This window comes from Pseudomonas sp. Mb7 (genome assembly GCF_054790525.1).
In genome coordinates this window covers 1,838,765-1,855,839 of record NZ_CP186501.1, presented here as the reverse complement: position 1 = coordinate 1,855,839, position 17,075 = coordinate 1,838,765, and the positions used below count along the sequence as shown (strand labels likewise).

Genomic DNA, 17,075 nt, shown 5'->3' with positions numbered 1-17,075 from the left:
CTTGAGAAAAACTCAGGCCCAACGAAATGCTGATCTCCAACTTTGATAGCAATAACAATCACATGAGCCACACCAAAAAGCTATTAGAAGAGTGTAAAGATCACTTTATTATTGCTTCTCCTTTTTTAGCCTCCAACATGTCGGAGTTCCTGAAAAATTTTAATTTCTCAAACCTTAACACCATCGAACTTATTACAACGCTAAGACCTTATAGCGAAGAACAGCTAACGAAACCATATCAAATCATAACCTTCTATAATTTTTTTTCACAAAACCATCCTAAAATAAAATTAAACATCCACATCAGCAACAAATTACACGGCAAGATTTATTTATCAAAAAGCCAAAAAACAATGATTTTAACATCAGCAAACTTCACCAACAATGGACTAGTAAGCAATCACGAGTGGGGGTTCCTTACGAAAGATGAAACCATCATCAACAAGACTGCCACAGAACTATTCCACCACATTGAATACAAAGAGCTTACCTTACACCAATTACTGAAGGCGTGCATGTTTTCAGAGCAATACAAAAAACTCAACCCTGAATGGGTCACCCTTCCAGATATATCGTGCGATATTCTCAAAAGCATTTATAGCGATACAAGCGCGAACAACACAACCACCCAATATTTTCTTAAACCGATCGGTCACAGTGAAAGACCTGTAACACTTAATGACCAACAAGACTTTTCAGGATTGCACCAGAACTTACACTTTTCTAAGAAAAAACCAAAAGGCTTGAGAAAAGGCGACATAATAATCACTACTGCTGTAGGCGCGGGATCAATATTATCATACTTCCGAATAACCGGCGGCCTACAATATGTCGCTGATGCACAAGTAAAAATAGAACCTTGGGTCCAAAGATGGCCTTGGTATCTGGAAGGGCGTAATCACTCACCGAAATTTGGAGGGTCGTGGTGGATACACGATTTAAAACGGCAGGATCTACTTGACGAATTTAGACAAATCCATCCAAACACAGCCATCACCAATGCCGGCGGCTTTAGCTTAGGAACCATTAACATGGGAAGTGACAAGGTCAAAATCACAAAGGAGTTTGGGGAATTCTTGATAGAAAAAATCAATTCGATTGAAAAACAACTCAACTCCGAACCTTACCTACAACATGAAAACTAGACACTTATAAAAATCGCATTCACCAAGGCAGCATAAGCTCTCTCACTTAAGAAAAAAAACAGCAAGGAATAGAGAATGAAAGGAAATATACTTGGTGACATCCGAGCAGAGCATGATGCAAAGATGCTCGAAACCTCCTTCTGGCCGACTACGGACTACAAATCTTTATTAGAGTCTAATGACAGATGCGTTATAGTTGGGCGCCGCGGGACAGGAAAGAGCGCATTAGTTTACATGCTTTCTAAACACTGGCACAGCAAACCAAAAACACACACAATCACCATAACGCCAGTAGAAGAGCAAATAATTGGATTAAGAGATATTGTCTCACTGTTTGGCGAGAACTACCTACACATTAAGGCAGGAAGCAAACTTGCCTGGCGTTATGCAATCTACATGGAGATCATTTCCGAGATAAGCGATCACTATAAACTGCAAGGTAACTTGACGGACCCTACTGCATTAAAGCACCTCAGCATCTGGGGTGCAAAGCGGCAAAACATCAGTGGAAAAATAAGAAAAAAACTACTCAGCATACTGGAAAACACAAAGGACCAGTCTCCGGCTCGTCGAATATCAGAGCTCTCAGATGGCTTCGAACTTGATGAATTGGAAGACGCAATTCTCGAAGCGCTAGAAAGAAATAAATTTCAGTTTGTTATTTTTGCCGATAGATTAGATGAAGGTTACACGCCAGATGATGTAGGCGTCGCTATTGTAGACGGTTTCATTCAATCAGTTATCGATATAAAACAGACCTTCAAAGAACGAGTAATAGCCTTCGCATTCGTCCGAGACAACATACACCGCGCCATATCTAAAATGGACCCAGACTTTACAAGAAATATTGAAGGACAAGTACTCAGACTACACTGGGACGAGTACAATCTATTCAACTTGGTCTGCAATCGAATTCGATCAGCTTTTGATTCAAAGATAGAGAATAACACCCGACTATGGAATGCCTATACAGCAAACAGCCTCCAGTCCAGCACTGGCTTCCGTGAAGCACTAAAACTCACTCTATATCGGCCTAGAGACATACTTGTTTTGCTCAATGACGCCTTCCTGCGTGCTTTTGTTCAAGATCGAGATAAAATTATAATCGACGATATAAATGCAACAGCAAATACAATCTCACAAAACAGACTAAATGACTTGCTCAAGGAGTACGAGACAGTATTTCCAGCCCTGGACGTGTTCACATCGCTATTCTCAAACAAGAAACCAGACTACCAAGTCTTAGAGACCGCAAAATTAATCACAACTGCAATGGCATCCCCAGTACTTGAAAGCAAAATAAAGCAACAGGATATCCTTCTCCTTGACGGGCCCATTCAAGTTATCCAGCGTCTCTACAGCATTGGGTTTTTAGGACTTTACAACACACAGTCGTCTTCGTACGTATTTTGCCATGACGGAAAAGAACCTGAAAAAGATTTTTCAGAAAGTTCTAAGATATTAATTCACCCTTGCTACTGGCTAGCACTAAGCATCCAAGAATTTGATATTGACAGCAATGCAGCCGAAGACATTCATGACGAGTACGACATAGAAGTTAGCTCTGTTTCGGAAGAACAGCGCAAACAACGAATTGGATCACTACTCAAAGATTTGAGCGAGATACCTGAAGGAAAAGCCGGAGCTGTCGACTTTGAGGCATGGTCTTTAAAGGCAATTAAAATACTTTTCGCAACAAACCTTGCAAATATCGAATTGCACGCCAATAAAAATGGACTTCAGCAAAGGGATATTATCGCCACCAATCTCGCTGACTCAGGAGTTTGGTCTCGAATCCTTACAGATTATCAAACACGGCAGGTCATCTTCGAAGTCAAAAACTATCGAGATTTGACATCATCGGACTATCGCCAAGTTAACGGCTATCTTTACAAAGACTACGGGCGATTAGCATTCATCATCAATCGAGATTTCAACGACAACCTCGAAAAACACAGAGAGCTACAATGGGCGAAAGAAATCTATGACAATCACAACAAAATAATAATAAAAATTTCACATAAATTTCTAGAGCGCCATCTTTCAAAAATGAGAAGCTTACAAAAGCACGACGAAGCAAATAAACAACTAAGCAAACTGATCGATCTTTACATCAGAACATACCTAACGCACAAATCGCGATAAACAATAGACTTAAACCAAGGATAGAGCGCTATTAAACTGGGTCTCCTTTTTCTCCTTAATCGGTTGAATCCTTACCAGATACTATATAAAAAAGGGGACTGATTTATTTTCTGAGAAATAAATCAGCCCCCTTTTTGCTCAGTTCCCTTTTTGCTCTTTTTGCTTTGAACTTCTGCGCAATTGGTATAGAGGAAGTGATTCGCCATACCTCGATCTACCCACGCTCGGGTAGCTCTGTCGACGATGCGGTGTGTCTGCGTGATGTCTAGCTGATTGCGTGTGGAGTGGGTGAAGGTCGGCATGCTCCATCGTTCGGTGTCGATAGGAACATCGAATTCGAACAGATGGACATGTGGGCCTTCACCTCGATAATCCTTGATTGCTGCATTGGCTACCTTTCTGATATCCCTTGCTTGAGTCCGCATGACGGCATTCAGAACCACAATACAGTGGGCCTTGAGCAGTGCGAGCAGCTCTTCAATTTCAACTTCAGCATCATTGCTGATAAAGACCTCGTGCAATCTGCCTCTCCATTGATACAACTTTGCTCACATCGCTCCGGTACTGCGCCTGTGCGCGTTTCTGGTTCCAAAGAGTTAGATCGACCGAATTTAGCACAACGTGCGCGTGATTCACTGCCATTCGTGCACACGTTCCGCAGGAATGATTGGCCAGGCAGAAAACCGGGACAGATTTATTTTTTGAATATCACCCATTGAGATCTATCTGTTCATAAGCCCCTACCTCCATCTTATAGACGGATATCGAGGATGCACCAAGCTTGGATTGTAAAAAGCCTACAAGAATTCTGAGGTTGCAGTTTTCATACATAGAGGTCGGACGTACTACCGTTACCTTGCCAAGATCACTATCGTAAATTCTGACGTGAAACTCATCCATTTCATTCCGAATCACGTAGTTGAAACCACGGTACTCATATCCCGCGTCGTGGTCGACATCATCGAAGCGTGTAGTGTTTACAATTCTCAAAATGAATTTCCATGATCCGACTAGCGCCAACCAAACGTGTTGCGACGTTCAGGTGACGTACGAGAACAGCCTCGTGAGGCGCTTCATCCAGGGTGAGATTGGAGGTCAGAAGCACGCTGCTCACCAACTACCGTAAGGGATACCGTACTTCTCAATGTACTGCTTTGCCTTTTCACTCACAGGATAAGCGTAACGCCCTTCGTTCTTACCTTGGCTCGGCCCTAGCGGCTCAATTTCTGCCTGCGCTCGAGCGACTTTGACCGGGTGGTGGCAAGAGTCTCTTACCCAAACCTGCACAACACCACCGGGGGCCAACCCTAAATAAACCGACGCCATAAATCTCGCTTCCTGATCAGGCGTCTGCGGGCAACGTTGACTGACGGACGCCACCATCAACTGCCTGGCTTCCTCTGGGATTTCTACCCATGCCTGCCACGTTTTCTGTTCGACAATCGATTGCCAACGAACCCAGATGCGAACAGGTAAATCTGCTCCCACCACTCTCCTTCCGCTGCCGCCTACCCCACCTGTCCAACCTCGGGCGGACTCCGTTCCATCTTCCGGCTCTCCCCCCGCAGCGGTGCCGCCGCCGGTTTTGTAGAAAATCCTGCCGTTAATGTCTTGAACAGAACTGTTCTCTACCCAGACCTTCATATAGTCCGGCTCGGTAAACGCCAACTCCCACCACTCGGATTTCGGGTCATTTTTTGCTGAAAGTGGATCCGCAGACTGGCACCCAGTAATGAACAGCGCGCATAGCAGGGTAAAAAGTACTTTCATCACCAAAGTTTCCAGTCAGCTACATGGGGGTGTTGTACGCGTATCGAGTCCGGTGTCGGGGCATTGATGTAAACGGCACGGACGCCACTGCCATCTCTGCGCCCGAGAGGATGGTTCCAATTTGCAGACATGTGAATGTACTTTAGCTTCAACAATTGGTCTTCTTGGATGGAGGTGTCGTAACTACCCGCCAGAAATCGATCACACAGCGCTTGAAGCTCTGCGGGCACTGCCAACTCAGGCGTATCGGGAATGTCTTGAAACCGAACGCCCTTCTCTTTTGCCAATCGGTGCATCACTCGTAGATATACCCTGGAGAGCAAGCCACTCACAGGACGTTTGAGCTGCACTGCGGCATACACGCGCTTCATACGTGGGCTGAGCCGTTCCTGCCGATCAATTGGCAGAAAAAGGGCATCAGGCGTGACGATCTCCAACATTTCTTCAGGCCATCCTTTGGCGAGCCACTGCGCCTTCACCGTCACGGCATCACGGTAGATCGAAGTAGTGGAGACGTCGGTAAATTGCGACACCTCAAGCGTTTGCATCGGACTGACGAGCACGCACTCTTGGACTTCATCGCGGTAGCCACCGCCGATGTCGGAATGAACCCCGGGCAGAGTTATTTCCAAGTGATCCGCTTTAACGCGGCTCAGAGCGAAGTTAGCCCGATATTCGTCACGCGCGGATAACTGCACCACATCAGTGAAGAAGCGGCGGTCGAGGTAAAGTTTGATTCCTGTTGCGATGGGACTTTTGATATCCCCCAGATTCGACCAGCCAGCAATGGATGGCACCGTATCAAAAAGGCCAATAAAACCCATGTTGATGCTGCTTTTGTACTCTTCGATGAAGGTCCGGCTGAGGGCATTGGCGTTGCTTCGCAAAACCTCCCCGAGTGGCCCCTGCTTTCCACGTACGACCTCGTTGGCAAAGTGTCTTGCTGCAGCAGCACCACGGCTGAAGCCGAATGCATCAAACGTCAGGGACGTAATTTCACTATTGGGATTGTTATCCAGCACGTCCTTGATACGGGTTTTGATCTCTGCGAACGACAACTGAACACGTCCTGCCACGCCTGTATCGCCTCGGCCAGTACCACCACCTAACGTACTGTCCTTCTTGCCTGACTCAGTTCCTATTCCCTCGATATAAATCATCCGGAACGCTTGCTTCTGCAAACCATCTCCTTCGGCCCTTTGAGGTGCGAAGTACAGTTCGCTTAGTTTCTGAACATTGGTGGTGCTATTGGCGTAGCTGCTGTCCGGATCCCTCATGTAAGGCTGACAGCTAGCAGGAATATCTTCCGGCGCAATCGGATGCTGCGCCCCACACAGCAATCCAGCCGCCGTGTTGTTCGCATTATTCCCTGTGCCATCAAAGAAAACCCCAATCCTCAGCGCAATTCCGATTTTCTCAGGTTCGCGCGCAGGCTCTTTCCCGTGCTTCTCATATTCCGCCCAACGCTGGGCGTGAATATCGACGGGTTTGGCTTCTTCGTAGCGGTAGTTTTTCGGGGCGTTGGGTACGTAGCCACTCATCCGTGATTCCTGGTTCTGATCCTTGAGAACGGCCCGAAGGGTGACAGCCGCGACTTTGGGGCGCAAGCCGTGGCCGTGTGCCAGCCAGGGTGTGACAGCGGGGTTCGACGAGGGTTTCCCCTCGTCGAGGTGGGGGTTAGCTGGCGATTTCGACGTTATCCAGCGCTTGGTTTACGGCGATTTCGCCGAGCATCACGACTTGGGCGATGCCCAGTGCGGTTTTGCGGTGTGGGGTGTCGAGCATGGCGGCGAAGTTGAGGAGCATTTCGCTGGCGGAGCCGAGGGTTTCGCTGGCGTTGGCGAGCAGGGATTCGCTGTTGTACTTCGGGTTGGCGAGGTACATGCGTTCGGGTTGTTGGGTGCTGGCCATGATTTGGCTGGCGGGTTTGAGGTAGTGGTCGAGGGCGCGTTCGGCGGCTTCGTGGAATCGCTTGGAGTCGGGGGATTCGTAGGGGGATGTGGGGTCGGTTTCTGGTGGGTTCGGCGTTACTTTGAACATAGATGAAGCTCCTAACACATTTAGAGGAGGCTTCACCCTTTCGCTACCAAACGAAGGGTGGCGGCCATGCGCAGGTTGGTAGACCGGGTGTTAGGATCCGGCGCGCCCTAGGACGCCCTGCACATGACCACCATAAATTCGAAACGAAGAAGTTTCGGCGATGGAGGAGCTGTACATCTAACACCGGGCTACCAAACCCGATCGCTGTTTTTCAGCGACCGACAGACGATAGAACCCGAGACCTAGACGCACAAGCCGGCGGATTCTGGCTTAGTCGTAGGTAACGGCGCAAGGCGTTGTAGGGTTTCGGTGGTTACTTGAGGCTTCGTTTAAACAGTGGTGGTTTTTACTGTTTATTTCGGTCAGTGGTTGATGGGGTGACGGGGCTAGCGTTATCGCGAGCAGGCTCACTCCTACAGGGGATTGTGGTCGGCTTGGATTTTGCGGTGGTTGGGCTGACGTCTTCGCGAGCAGGCTCGTTCCCACAGGGGAATGCGGTCTAGACGTCAGGTCGTTGAATGCGAAATACCAGGCTGGGGGCTTTGCCCGGGACGTCGTCGAGATCGCCGAAGCGGTGCATGCCGATTTTTTCCAGAACGCGGATTGAGGCGGAATGTTCGGGTCTGACCAGTCCGAAGACTTCGGGTAAACCGAGGTGGTGAAATGCGTGGGTCAGCGCGGTTTGGGCGGCTTCTGTTGCGTAGCCGTGGCCCCATGCTTCGACGGCGAAGCGGTAGCCGAGGTTGGTGACCGGTTTTCCTAGATAGTCATGGGCAGCGATGCCGGCGAATCCGAGGATTTTTCCGGGGGCTTGAGGGCTGCTGATTGCCCACCATCCGTAGCCGTGGGTTGTCCAGTGTTGCAGCCAGCGATCAAGCAGGGCCTCGGCTTGGGCGATGTCGGTCAAGGGGCCGGCGGGGTTGAATTGGTTGGTTTGCGGGTCGCCGAAAATAGCGAACACGATTGGTAGGTCTGCTTGTTGTGGGCGCCTGTAGATCAGGCGTGGTGGTATGTCTGACATGATCAAAACCTTTGAAATGTGGCAAAACCGGGCTGGAACGCGAATTAGCAATCCAGCCCTTTGTCGCACATTAGCGCTCCGAATCGATGTTGAACCACGGCCGAAGGTGCCCTACAAGTCTATCTTCGGCAAAGAAACGTTCAGCCACTGCGTTATCCGGAAAGTCATCGCACCAGGAAAACCCGACATTGTCATTTATCAATGTCAGGGGTGCAGTTTCCGCAGGAAATACATGTTCGATGCCAAATCGTAACTGGCAGGAGGTTGTTCGAGGCTTGGCCTTATTGTTTTGGGTTAACGGTGGGTGCGCGCGACCCGCCGTGCCGGGTAAAAGGTGCTCTCTCAGCCGACGTTTTAAATTGGTCGCCTTACCTACGTACAAACACGGGTACGGTGCGTCTGCCGGCCACCAATCGTGGTAGAGCACATCGACATCAGAACCTCCTGGGCCCTTCAAAATAATATGCCGATTTGCGTTCATGAGCTGCTCACGGCATCCCACCCACCAGAATGCATAAACTCCGGCATTCGGCGGTACGGTGACAGCATGATTTTTGGAAACCAGATGTTCGATACGGTGTACCGCTTGTGTGTTGAGCATCTGACCAGCAAGTGACTGCCAAGCCGCTTGCACTTCTTTTGCTCGCGGTCTGTCTTTCAGAGTGTCCATTCTTATTCGCTATGTTGATGAATCATTCACGGGGCGCGGGTTGCACGCCTCTCAATACTTGATGCGTCGACTGAATTGACGCCATCGCTAGCAGGCTAGCTCCCACAGGATTCGGGCCAAGGTTTGGTGCGTTTTTTACCGGGCTGACGTCTTCGCGAGCAGGCTCGCTCCCACAGAGATTGGAGGATGGCTATGGTCGGTGGCGCGTCATGTTGATCAGCGCGGAACGGCGGCCACCCGGCGCCGGGCGTTCTTCGATGGAGAACGGCACGAAGCCAAGTTTCGGGTAGAGCAGCAGTCCTGCAGTGTTTTCGTTAAAGCAGGAGAGTTGCACTTCCTTGGCCTGGTATTTTTCGAAACCCAACGCGGTCATGGTCTCGACGATGTACCGCGCCACACCCTGGCCTCGGGCGTAGGGCGCGACGATGACGTTGCCGATGCAGCAGATGCCATCGTGCTCAGCGCGGTAGAAGTTGGCGAAGCCGACGAACTCGCCGTTGGCCAGAAAAGCCGTGGAGTCGAAGCGCTGGCTGATTGCGCTGTGCATCTGTTCTTCCGTCAGCGGGAAGTTGGCTTTCGGGAACATGAAGAACAGTTCTTGTTCGCCCTGGGGAAAGCTGCACAGGGTGTTGACGTCGTCGGCCGTCACGGGCCGGTGGGAGAAATTCATCGCTGCCCTGCCCTCACTTTTTACCCGCCAGATGATGCGCAACCAAGGCGTTGGCATGGCCGTGGCCCATGCCGTGTTCCTCCTTGAGCCACGCCACCAGTTCCATGTGTTTCTTGTCGGTGATGCTGGCGAGCAGGTTTAGCCAGTGTTCGATGGGCTGGCCGTATTTTTTCTCGATGGAGGGGAAGTATGACGCCGGGCCTTTTACCTTGTTGTCTTCGCTCATGCTGCAAGCTCCCTGTGGTCACGACGGAGGGTCGGCGGACGCTCCTTGTCGGCAGGTCATAGAGTGGACGCGAAGTGCGGTTCCGGCAACTGCCCCGCTCTGCCAGACACCACAAAAAACTACGGGAGCGAGCCTGCTCGCGAAGGGGCCGTGTCAGCCAAAATCATCGTAGGCTGACACACCGCTTTCGCGAGCAGGCTCGCTCCCACAGGGGTTGTAGTGGATCAGGGTTATTCGGTGCGGCCCGGCAGCATCCGCACCAGCGTGTTATCCCGCACCCAATAATGGTGAAACAACCCCGCCAGCGCGTGCAGCCCGATCAGCCAGTAACCGGTGCTGCCAATCAGTTCATGCCAGTACTTCAGTTGTTTGCCGAAGTCCGGGTCGATGGCCACGGGTGCCGGGACGTGGAAGCCGAAGTACGGGAACGGTTTGTCGGCGGCGGCGAGCATCAGCCAGGCGAGGATTGGGGTGGCGATCATCAGGCCGTACAGCGCCAGGTGTGTCAGGTGCGCGATGCCGGTCTGCCACGCCGGTGGTTTGGGGGTGATCGGTGGGCGTGGGCTGAGGCGGCCGAGCAGGCGGATCCACACGAGGGCGAAGATGCTCGCGCCGAACAGGCCGTGGAAGCCCATCAGCAAGCCGCGTGCTTCGCTGCCCTTGGGCAGGTAGCCCTTGATTTCGACGCACGCGTAGACGCCGACAAACAGCGCCAGCATCAGCCAGTGCAGGGTGATTGAGAGTTTTCCGTAACGGGTTACGGCGATGTCGTGGGACATAAGCTGCGCCTCTTGATTGTCGTGAGTGACGGCCGATTCGTTCGACCGCCTCGCTCCGGTTGTTGGGCGAACCGACGGCGTTACCCTGCCCGCCCAGTCTTAAGAGAGTCTGAAGACAGACCCTCAGGTTAACCTTTTTTCACCTTCAGACTTCGTTAAGAAATGCCTCCGATACTCGCCTCAAACCTATTGAGGGAGGCGTTCTGCCCATGCCCGAATTTGACTGGAACATCCCCCTGCCCCTGCGCTTCGGTCAAGCCGAAACACCGCAGATGACGTTGACCGGTGCGCTGCCCGACGATGCCCTGCGAGAGACTTTCGAAGCCTTTATCCAGCAGCGCTTTCGCAAAGCCCACGGCGCCGACATCCGCCATTTCATGCCCGAGCTGTTCGGCATGCACAACGGCGATGGCGAGTTGTGCGCCGTGGCCGGGGTGCGTCGCGCGCATCTGGAATCACTGTTCCTTGAGCGCTATCTGGATGAGCCGATCGAGCCGTTGATCAGCGCGGCGGCAGATCGTGCGGTCGAGCGCAGCGCCATCGTCGAAGTCGGCAACCTCGCCGCCAGCGACACCGGCAGCGCGCGCCTGAGCATCATCGCCATCACCTACCTGCTGGCCATGGGCGGCTTGGAATGGGTGACGTTCACCGGCAACATCGGCCTGGTCAACAGCTTCCATCGCCTGGGTTTGAAGCCAGTGACATTGTGCGCCGCTGACCCGGATCGATTGGGTGACGAGCGTCAACACTGGGGCAGTTATTACGAAAGTAAACCTTGGGTGCACGTCGGCAACATCCGCGCCGGGTTCGTCCATTTGCGCGATATCGGCCTGTTTACTCGCCTGGGTTTGCCCGGCTCGATTGAAGGAGCCTGTCATGTCGCTTGAACTGCAACGCTTCCAGGAAACCCTGCGCGACCATGCCCGGCGCAATGACAACGCGACGGCCCTGTGGGGCGACACGCTGAAACTCGATTACGCCACGCTGTACGCCGAGGTGTTGTATCGCCAGGAGCGCCTGCGCGATGAGCAAGCGCAGGTGATTGCGCTGGCGTTGGACAACGGCGTCGACGCGATGCTGTGGGATCTGGCCGTGCTGTTTGAAGGCCTGACCTGTGTGACGCTGCCGCCGTTTTTCAGTGCGGCGCAACGTGCTCATTGTCTGCAACAAAGCCAAGCCGAACGGGTGATCGCCGAGCCAGAACTGGGCGCCGAACTGCTCGCGGCTGGTTATGAACAACGTGGCGAGTTCTGGTGCCGTTCGTTCAGTGGCCCGAATTGCATGCCGGCCGGCACCGCGAAACTCACCTTCACTTCCGGTACCACCGGCACGCCGAAAGGTGTATGCCTGAGCGCCGACAGCCTGCTGCGGGTGGCGCGGGAGCTGGATCAGGCCAGCGAAGCGACCGGCCCGCAGCATCATCTGGCGCTGTTGCCGTTGGCGATTCTGCTAGAGAACCTCGGCTGCTATGCCGCGCTGTATGCCGGCGCAACGCTCAGTGTGCCGAGCCAGAAAACCCTCGGCATTCAGGGCGCCAGCGGCGTCGAGATTCCGCGCCTGCTCGGTTATCTGGCCAGCCGCGCGCCGGAGAGTCTGATCCTGGTGCCGCAGTTGCTGTTGTTGCTGGTCAGCGCCGCCGAACAGAAAGCCTTCGACCCGCGAAACCTGCGCTTTGCCGCTGTCGGCGGTGCGCGGGTCTCGGAGGATCTGCTGCACCGTGCGCAACGGGTCGGGCTGCCAGTTTACGAAGGCTACGGCCTGTCCGAATGCGCCTCGGTGGTGTGCCTCAATCGCCCCGGCGCACGCCGCCCCGGCAGCGTCGGCCGACCGCTGCCACATGTTGAAGTGCGCCTGGCCGAGGACGGCGAGGTGCTGATCAAGGGTTCCACATTGCTCGGTTATCTGGGCGACGCGCCGTACGCCGATGAGTGGTGGCCGAGCGGCGATCTGGGCGAGTTCGACCCGGAAGGTTTTCTCTATCTCAAGGGCCGCAAGAAGCACCAGTTCGTCACCAGTTTCGGGCGCAACGTCAACCCGGAATGGGTCGAGTCCGAGCTGACCCAGCGCCGCCACATCGCTCAGGCGTTCGTTTACGGCGAGGCCTTGCCGCATAACCACGCACTGCTCTGGCCACATCGTCCGGACTGCACCGATGCCGAACTGGCCGCTGCCGTCGCCGAAGCCAACGAGGCTTTGCCCGATTACGCCCAGGTGCATCAGTGGACGCGCCTGCCGCAACCCTTCACCGCCGCCAATGGCTTGCTCACCGCCAATGGCCGCCCGCGCCGCGACGCCATCGTCGCGCAGTACCACGCGCAATTGACCGAATCCGCTGTTTCCGAGGAGTCCGCATCATGAGTTTTTTTGACACCCTGCAAGAAGCCACGCAACAGGAACGCCACGAACTGTTCAACCTGCCGATCATCGTCGATGCCCTGCAAGGCAAGGTCAGCCTAGACAGTTATCGGGCGTTTCTGGCTCAGGCGTATTACCACGTGCGCCACACCGTGCCGCTGATGATGGCTTGCGGTGCGCGCCTGCCGACGCGTCTGGAATGGCTGCGCAAAGCGGTGGCCGAGTACATCGAAGACGAATACGGCCACGAGCACTGGGTGCTCAACGACATCGCTGCATGTGGCGGTGATCGTGATGCGGTGCGCGACGGTCAGCCGTCGTTGTCGATCGAACTGATGGTCAGCTTTCTTTACGACCTGATCGCCCGGGGCAATCCGGTCGGTCTGTTCGGCATGGTCAACGTGCTCGAAGGCACCAGCATCGCCCTGGCCACCCACGCGGCGGGCAGCATTCGCGAGCGCCTGGCGTTGCCGGAAACGGCGTTCAGTTACCTGAGCTCCCACGGTTCGCTCGATATCGAGCACATGCAGACCTATCGGCGCCTGATGAATCAGCTGGAAGATCCTGCCGATCAAGCCGCCGTGATCCATGCCTCGAAAGTCGTCTATCGCCTGTACACCGACATGTTCCGTGGCTTGCCGCGTGACGCGGAGGCTCAACATGCAGCTGCGTGATGCGCGGGTGGTGCTGACCGGTGCCAGTGGCGGCATCGGCCTGGCCATCGCCGAAACCTTGTGCGCAGCCGGTGCCCATGTGCTCGCGGTGGCGCGGCATCAGGAGGCATTGCTGCCGTTGCTCAAGCGCTACCCCGACTCGTTGTGCTGGGTCGCGGCTGACCTGACCTTCCTCAGCGATCGGCGCAAAGTGCTGGTCGCCGCCGAAGCCATCGGCGGCATCAACCTGCTGATCAACGCCGCCGGGGTCAATCACTTCGCCATGCTTGAACAGCTGGATGACAGCGACATCAACGCGATGCTGGCGGTGAACATCAGTGCACCGATGTGCCTGACCAAACTGCTGTTGCCGCTGCTCAAGCAGGCCGACAGCGCCATGGTGGTCAACGTCGGTTCGACCTATGGCTCGATCGGCTACCCGGGTTACGCCAGTTATTGCGCGACCAAATTCGCTTTGCGCGGGTTTTCCGAGGCGCTGCGCCGCGAGCTCGCCGACACCCGCGTCAGCGTGCTGTACGTCGCGCCCCGCGCCACGCGCACCTCGATGAACAGCGCCGCCGCACAAGCGTTGAACGACGCACTCAAGGCCAACGTCGACGATCCGCAAACCGTGGCCTCGGCGGTGATCCATGCGATTGCCGGTGATCGTCGCGATCTCTACCTGGGCTGGCCGGAACGCTTCTTCGTCCGCCTGAACAATCTGCTCCCGCATCTGGTGGATCGAGGCCTGCGCAAGCAGTTGCCGCTGATCCGCCGTCTCAGTGAAAAACCTGACCACGAGTCGCCAAAGCCATGAAAAAACTATCCGCATGCCTGTTGCTCGCCGCCTTGAGTCAAAGTGTCTGGGCGCTGGAACCGGCCGACCAGCAACGTCTCGAGGGCATCCAGCAGAGCTGGGCGCACATCCAATATGAAGTGGCGGAAAAACAGCGCGCCGCCGCGTTCGAACAATTGGCCAGCGAAACCAACACGTTCACCACGCAGCGCCCGGCGGTGGCCGAAGCGTGGATCTGGAAAGGCATCGTCACCAGCAGTTGGGCCGGTGCCGAGGGCGGACTCGGCGCACTGGGCAAAGCCAAGGACGCCAAGGCCGATCTGGAAAAATCCCTGACCCTCGACCCCAAAGCCCTGCAAGGCTCGGCCTACACCAGCCTCGCCGCGCTGTATGACCGCGTGCCCGGCTGGCCCATCGGTTTCGGCGACAGCGACAAGGCCGAGCAACTGCTCAAGCAAGCCTTGCAACTCAACCCCAACGGCATCGACAGCCTGTACTTCTGGGGCGATCACCTCTACCGTCAGAAGCGCTACGCTGAAGCCAAAGCAGCCCTGCTCAAAGCCCAACAAGCCGCGCCGCGTCCGGGCCGGGAAAGTGCCGATGCCGGGCGTCGCAAAGAGATCGCCGCCCTGCTGGTGGACGTGAACAAGAAACTCGACTGACAGGAGTCCGCGTGCGTTTATTACTGGTTGAGGATGACGTGGCGCTGGGTGAAGGCATTCATCAGGCGCTGGGCCGCGAGGGTTACACCGTCGACTGGCTCAAGGACGGCAGCAGCGCGTTGCATGCGCTGCTCAGTGAAACCTTCGATGTCGCCGTGTTGGATCTCGGTCTGCCGCGCATGGACGGCCTGCAAGTGCTGCGCCGCCTGCGCGACAGCGGTTCGAATCTGCCGGTGCTGATTCTTACCGCGCGCGACGCTACCGAAGATCGCATCGCCGGGCTCGACGCCGGGGCCGACGACTACCTGATCAAACCGTTCGACCTGGACGAGCTCAAGGCACGCTTGCGCGCCCTGTTGCGGCGCAGTGCCGGGCGCGCCCAGGCGTTGATCGAGCATGCCGGCATCAGCCTTAACCCCGGCACCCAGCAAGTCAGCTATCAGGGCCAGCCTGTGGCCCTGACGCCCAAGGAATATCAGTTGCTGCACGAGCTGCTGTCGCCGCCGGGCCGGGTGATGACCCGCGATCAGTTGATGCAGCTGCTTTACGGCTGGAATGAAGAAGCCGAAAGCAACACCCTCGAAGTGCACATCCATCACCTGCGCAAGAAGTTTTCCACCGACCTGATCCGCACCATTCGCGGCGTGGGTTATCTGGTGGAGGAGCGTCGATGACCTCGATCCGCCGCCGCACGCTGACCTTGATCATCGGCCTGTTGCTGGCCGGCCTCGCGGTGCTCAGCACCTTCAACCTGCACGACAGCAACCACGAAATCGCCGAAGTCTACGACGCACAATTGGCGCAGAACGCGCGCTTGTTGCAAGGGGTGATGCGCATGCCCCTGGCCAGCAAACAGCACGCAGAGCTTTACCAGGCGTTTAACTCGGCGCTGGGCGAAGCGGTGCCGCGCGGCGAGGGTCATCCTTACGAACGCAAAATCGCCTTTCAGGTGTGGAATCCTGCCGGTGATGTGTTGGTGCACACCGCCAGCGCACCGTCCTTCAAGGCGCCGCCGACTCAGCCCGGTTTCAGCGATGTGGTGGATCTGAACAATCGGCACTGGCGCGCCTTTCTCCTTGAAGACAAACAGAACGGCCTGCGCATCTGGGTCGGTGAGCGCGACGATGTGCGCGCCGATCTGGTCGACCGCATCGTCCGTCACACGCTGTGGCCGAACGTGGTCGGCAGCCTGCTGCTGGCAGCGATGGTCTGGCTGGCGATTGGCTGGGGCCTCAAACCTTTGGCGAACATGGCCGAAACCTTGCGCGCCCGCCACAGCGGTTCGCTGGAACCGTTGCAATTGGCGCCGCTGCCCAGTGAGCTGGAACCGATGCAGGCGGCGCTCAACCGTATGCTCGCGCAGATCCAGGAAGTGCTCGGCCGCGAGCGGCGCTTTATCGCCGACGCCGCCCACGAAATGCGTACGCCGCTGGCGGTGCTGCGGGTGCATGCGCAGAACCTGCAGGAGGCCGGCACCGAACAGGAACGCCGCGAATCGCTGGCGTTTCTGATCGCCGGGGTCGACCGCACCAGTCGCCTGGTCAACCAGTTGCTGACCATGGCGCGTCTGGAGCCGAAACCCAATCCGCCGCCGCTGCAACCCATCGACCTCAGCGAAACCGTGCGCAACAGCCTGGTGCAATTGACGCCATGGTTGCTGAGCAAACACCTGGAACTGGCCTTTGAAGACAGCGCCCAGCCGTTCAACATCATGGCCAGCCCCGGCACGATCGACATTGCCCTGAACAACCTGATCACCAATGCTGCGAACTTCTCCCCGGAACACGGCGTGATCACCGTGCTGCTCAGCCAGGCTGAGGGTTTCTATCACTTGAGCGTTGAAGATCAGGGGCCGGGCATCGATGAAACCGACCGGGCGCGCTTGTTCGAACGCTTCTACAGTCGCGGCAATGCCCACGGCGCGGGGCTGGGGCTAACCATCGTCAACACCATCGCCACGCAGTTGGGCGGACGGATCACTTTGGTCAACCGCGCTGAGGGCGGCCTGCGCGCGACCTTGTCGATTCCCGACGGGCAACCGCGCCCCGCATCGCAACGCAGCACCCGCGAGCCACCTCAGGGCTGAGCCTGTTGCGGAAACAGAAGCACCATCGCCCGCTAAAAAACAGTGGCCGCGCGTCGG

The 17,075-nt window shown here is 55.4% G+C and carries 18 protein-coding genes; 9 read left to right on the top strand and 9 right to left on the bottom strand.

The genetic code is table 11. The features are described from left to right. Window positions 1-26 precede the first annotated feature (26 nt). Together ACOYXH_RS08540 and ACOYXH_RS08535 are read left to right on the top strand one after the other, a co-directional pair. A complete protein-coding gene (locus ACOYXH_RS08540; protein ID WP_460410507.1) occupies window positions 27-1,145 on the top strand; it encodes a phospholipase D-like domain-containing protein in 1,119 nt (372 codons plus the stop codon). Window positions 1,146-1,220: 75 nt separating this feature from the next. After that, window positions 1,221-3,290 (top strand): P-loop ATPase, Sll1717 family, encoded by a 2,070-nt coding sequence (locus ACOYXH_RS08535; RefSeq protein WP_095049990.1) that lies wholly within the window; start codon window positions 1,221-1,223, stop codon window positions 3,288-3,290. 122 nt (window positions 3,291-3,412) lie between these two features. Here the strand turns inward: ACOYXH_RS08535 and ACOYXH_RS08530 are convergent, their stop codons facing one another. From ACOYXH_RS08530 to ACOYXH_RS08490, 9 genes are all read right to left on the bottom strand, one after another. Continuing rightward, window positions 3,413-3,811 carry a hypothetical protein gene (locus ACOYXH_RS08530; RefSeq protein ID WP_095047418.1) on the bottom strand — a complete coding sequence of 133 codons (399 nt, stop codon included), beginning with the start codon at window positions 3,809-3,811 and terminating at the stop codon, window positions 3,413-3,415. Between the two features lie 589 nt (window positions 3,812-4,400). Continuing rightward, a complete protein-coding gene (locus ACOYXH_RS08525) occupies window positions 4,401-5,060 on the bottom strand; it encodes a DUF2931 family protein (RefSeq protein WP_460064126.1) in 660 nt (219 codons plus the stop codon). Continuing rightward, window positions 5,060-6,601, bottom strand: coding sequence for a DUF2235 domain-containing protein (locus ACOYXH_RS08520; protein WP_460064124.1), 1,542 nt, complete (start codon window positions 6,599-6,601; stop codon window positions 5,060-5,062). Before ACOYXH_RS08520 ends, ACOYXH_RS08525 begins: the two co-directional genes overlap by 1 nt. Before the next feature lie 136 nt (window positions 6,602-6,737). Beyond that, window positions 6,738-7,100, bottom strand: coding sequence for a DUF6124 family protein (locus ACOYXH_RS08515; protein WP_108226440.1), 363 nt, complete (start codon window positions 7,098-7,100; stop codon window positions 6,738-6,740). Window positions 7,101-7,599: 499 nt separating this feature from the next. Beyond that, window positions 7,600-8,121 (bottom strand): GNAT family N-acetyltransferase, encoded by a 522-nt coding sequence (locus ACOYXH_RS08510; RefSeq protein WP_320414247.1) that lies wholly within the window; start codon window positions 8,119-8,121, stop codon window positions 7,600-7,602. A gap of 70 nt (window positions 8,122-8,191) precedes the next feature. Continuing rightward, window positions 8,192-8,791: a GIY-YIG nuclease family protein gene (locus tag ACOYXH_RS08505; RefSeq protein WP_320414246.1), complete on the bottom strand. Its 600-nt coding sequence runs from the start codon at window positions 8,789-8,791 to the stop codon at window positions 8,192-8,194. A gap of 190 nt (window positions 8,792-8,981) precedes the next feature. Then, window positions 8,982-9,461 carry a GNAT family N-acetyltransferase gene (locus ACOYXH_RS08500; protein WP_459668688.1) on the bottom strand — a complete coding sequence of 160 codons (480 nt, stop codon included), beginning with the start codon at window positions 9,459-9,461 and terminating at the stop codon, window positions 8,982-8,984. Window positions 9,462-9,474: 13 nt separating this feature from the next. Beyond that, entirely contained in the window at window positions 9,475-9,687 is a 213-nt protein-coding gene (locus tag ACOYXH_RS08495) for a DUF4287 domain-containing protein (RefSeq protein ID WP_150730017.1), read from the bottom strand. 230 nt (window positions 9,688-9,917) lie between these two features. Further along, window positions 9,918-10,466 (bottom strand): cytochrome b, encoded by a 549-nt coding sequence (locus ACOYXH_RS08490; RefSeq protein ID WP_258709633.1) that lies wholly within the window; start codon window positions 10,464-10,466, stop codon window positions 9,918-9,920. Between the two features lie 209 nt (window positions 10,467-10,675). On the opposite strand from ACOYXH_RS08490, the gene ACOYXH_RS08485 reads away from it, so the two are divergent. The 7 genes from ACOYXH_RS08485 to ACOYXH_RS08455 are packed head-to-tail and all read left to right on the top strand — an operon-like array spanning window position 10,676 to window position 17,018. Then, window positions 10,676-11,353, top strand: coding sequence for a thermostable hemolysin (locus tag ACOYXH_RS08485; RefSeq protein WP_320414243.1), 678 nt, complete (start codon window positions 10,676-10,678; stop codon window positions 11,351-11,353). Then, a complete protein-coding gene (locus ACOYXH_RS08480; RefSeq protein WP_460064115.1) occupies window positions 11,343-12,824 on the top strand; it encodes an AMP-binding protein in 1,482 nt (493 codons plus the stop codon). The genes ACOYXH_RS08485 and ACOYXH_RS08480 overlap by 11 nt, the downstream gene beginning before the upstream one ends. Beyond that, window positions 12,821-13,495 carry a TenA family transcriptional regulator gene (locus ACOYXH_RS08475; RefSeq protein ID WP_095047431.1) on the top strand — a complete coding sequence of 225 codons (675 nt, stop codon included), beginning with the start codon at window positions 12,821-12,823 and terminating at the stop codon, window positions 13,493-13,495. The genes ACOYXH_RS08480 and ACOYXH_RS08475 overlap by 4 nt, the downstream gene beginning before the upstream one ends. Next, window positions 13,482-14,291, top strand: coding sequence for an SDR family oxidoreductase (locus ACOYXH_RS08470; RefSeq protein WP_095125748.1), 810 nt, complete (start codon window positions 13,482-13,484; stop codon window positions 14,289-14,291). The genes ACOYXH_RS08475 and ACOYXH_RS08470 overlap by 14 nt, the downstream gene beginning before the upstream one ends. Next, on the top strand, window positions 14,288-14,932 hold the full coding sequence (locus ACOYXH_RS08465; RefSeq protein WP_095125749.1) for a tetratricopeptide repeat protein: 645 nt from the start codon (window positions 14,288-14,290) through the stop codon (window positions 14,930-14,932). The genes ACOYXH_RS08470 and ACOYXH_RS08465 overlap by 4 nt, the downstream gene beginning before the upstream one ends. Window positions 14,933-14,943: 11 nt before the next feature. After that, the gene (locus ACOYXH_RS08460) at window positions 14,944-15,606 is read left to right on the top strand and encodes a response regulator (protein WP_007910671.1); all 663 of its coding nucleotides are present in this window, start codon (window positions 14,944-14,946) and stop codon (window positions 15,604-15,606) included. Then, window positions 15,603-17,018, top strand: coding sequence for an ATP-binding protein (locus ACOYXH_RS08455; protein WP_095125750.1), 1,416 nt, complete (start codon window positions 15,603-15,605; stop codon window positions 17,016-17,018). The genes ACOYXH_RS08460 and ACOYXH_RS08455 overlap by 4 nt, the downstream gene beginning before the upstream one ends. Window positions 17,019-17,075: the final 57 nt, after the last annotated feature.

Excerpts from the sequence above, each read along its gene's own strand:
- ACOYXH_RS08455 (WP_095125750.1), top strand. The coding sequence starts at position 15,603 with ATGACCTCGATCCGCCGCCGCACGCTGACCTTGATCATCGGCCTGTTG.
- ACOYXH_RS08495 (WP_150730017.1), bottom strand. The coding sequence starts at position 9,687 with ATGAGCGAAGACAACAAGGTAAAAGGCCCGGCGTCATACTTCCCCTCC.
- ACOYXH_RS08515 (WP_108226440.1), bottom strand. The coding sequence starts at position 7,100 with ATGTTCAAAGTAACGCCGAACCCACCAGAAACCGACCCCACATCCCCC.
- ACOYXH_RS08485 (WP_320414243.1), top strand. The coding sequence starts at position 10,676 with ATGCCCGAATTTGACTGGAACATCCCCCTGCCCCTGCGCTTCGGTCAA.
- ACOYXH_RS08540 (WP_460410507.1), top strand. The coding sequence starts at position 27 with ATGCTGATCTCCAACTTTGATAGCAATAACAATCACATGAGCCACACC.
- ACOYXH_RS08525 (WP_460064126.1), bottom strand. The coding sequence starts at position 5,060 with ATGAAAGTACTTTTTACCCTGCTATGCGCGCTGTTCATTACTGGGTGC.
- ACOYXH_RS08475 (WP_095047431.1), top strand. The coding sequence starts at position 12,821 with ATGAGTTTTTTTGACACCCTGCAAGAAGCCACGCAACAGGAACGCCAC.
- ACOYXH_RS08520 (WP_460064124.1), bottom strand. The coding sequence starts at position 6,601 with ATGAGTGGCTACGTACCCAACGCCCCGAAAAACTACCGCTACGAAGAA.
- ACOYXH_RS08535 (WP_095049990.1), top strand. The coding sequence starts at position 1,221 with ATGAAAGGAAATATACTTGGTGACATCCGAGCAGAGCATGATGCAAAG.
- ACOYXH_RS08505 (WP_320414246.1), bottom strand. The coding sequence starts at position 8,791 with ATGGACACTCTGAAAGACAGACCGCGAGCAAAAGAAGTGCAAGCGGCT.
- ACOYXH_RS08465 (WP_095125749.1), top strand. The coding sequence starts at position 14,288 with ATGAAAAAACTATCCGCATGCCTGTTGCTCGCCGCCTTGAGTCAAAGT.
- ACOYXH_RS08480 (WP_460064115.1), top strand. The coding sequence starts at position 11,343 with ATGTCGCTTGAACTGCAACGCTTCCAGGAAACCCTGCGCGACCATGCC.
- ACOYXH_RS08510 (WP_320414247.1), bottom strand. The coding sequence starts at position 8,121 with ATGTCAGACATACCACCACGCCTGATCTACAGGCGCCCACAACAAGCA.
- ACOYXH_RS08500 (WP_459668688.1), bottom strand. The coding sequence starts at position 9,461 with ATGAATTTCTCCCACCGGCCCGTGACGGCCGACGACGTCAACACCCTG.
- ACOYXH_RS08490 (WP_258709633.1), bottom strand. The coding sequence starts at position 10,466 with ATGTCCCACGACATCGCCGTAACCCGTTACGGAAAACTCTCAATCACC.
- ACOYXH_RS08470 (WP_095125748.1), top strand. The coding sequence starts at position 13,482 with ATGCAGCTGCGTGATGCGCGGGTGGTGCTGACCGGTGCCAGTGGCGGC.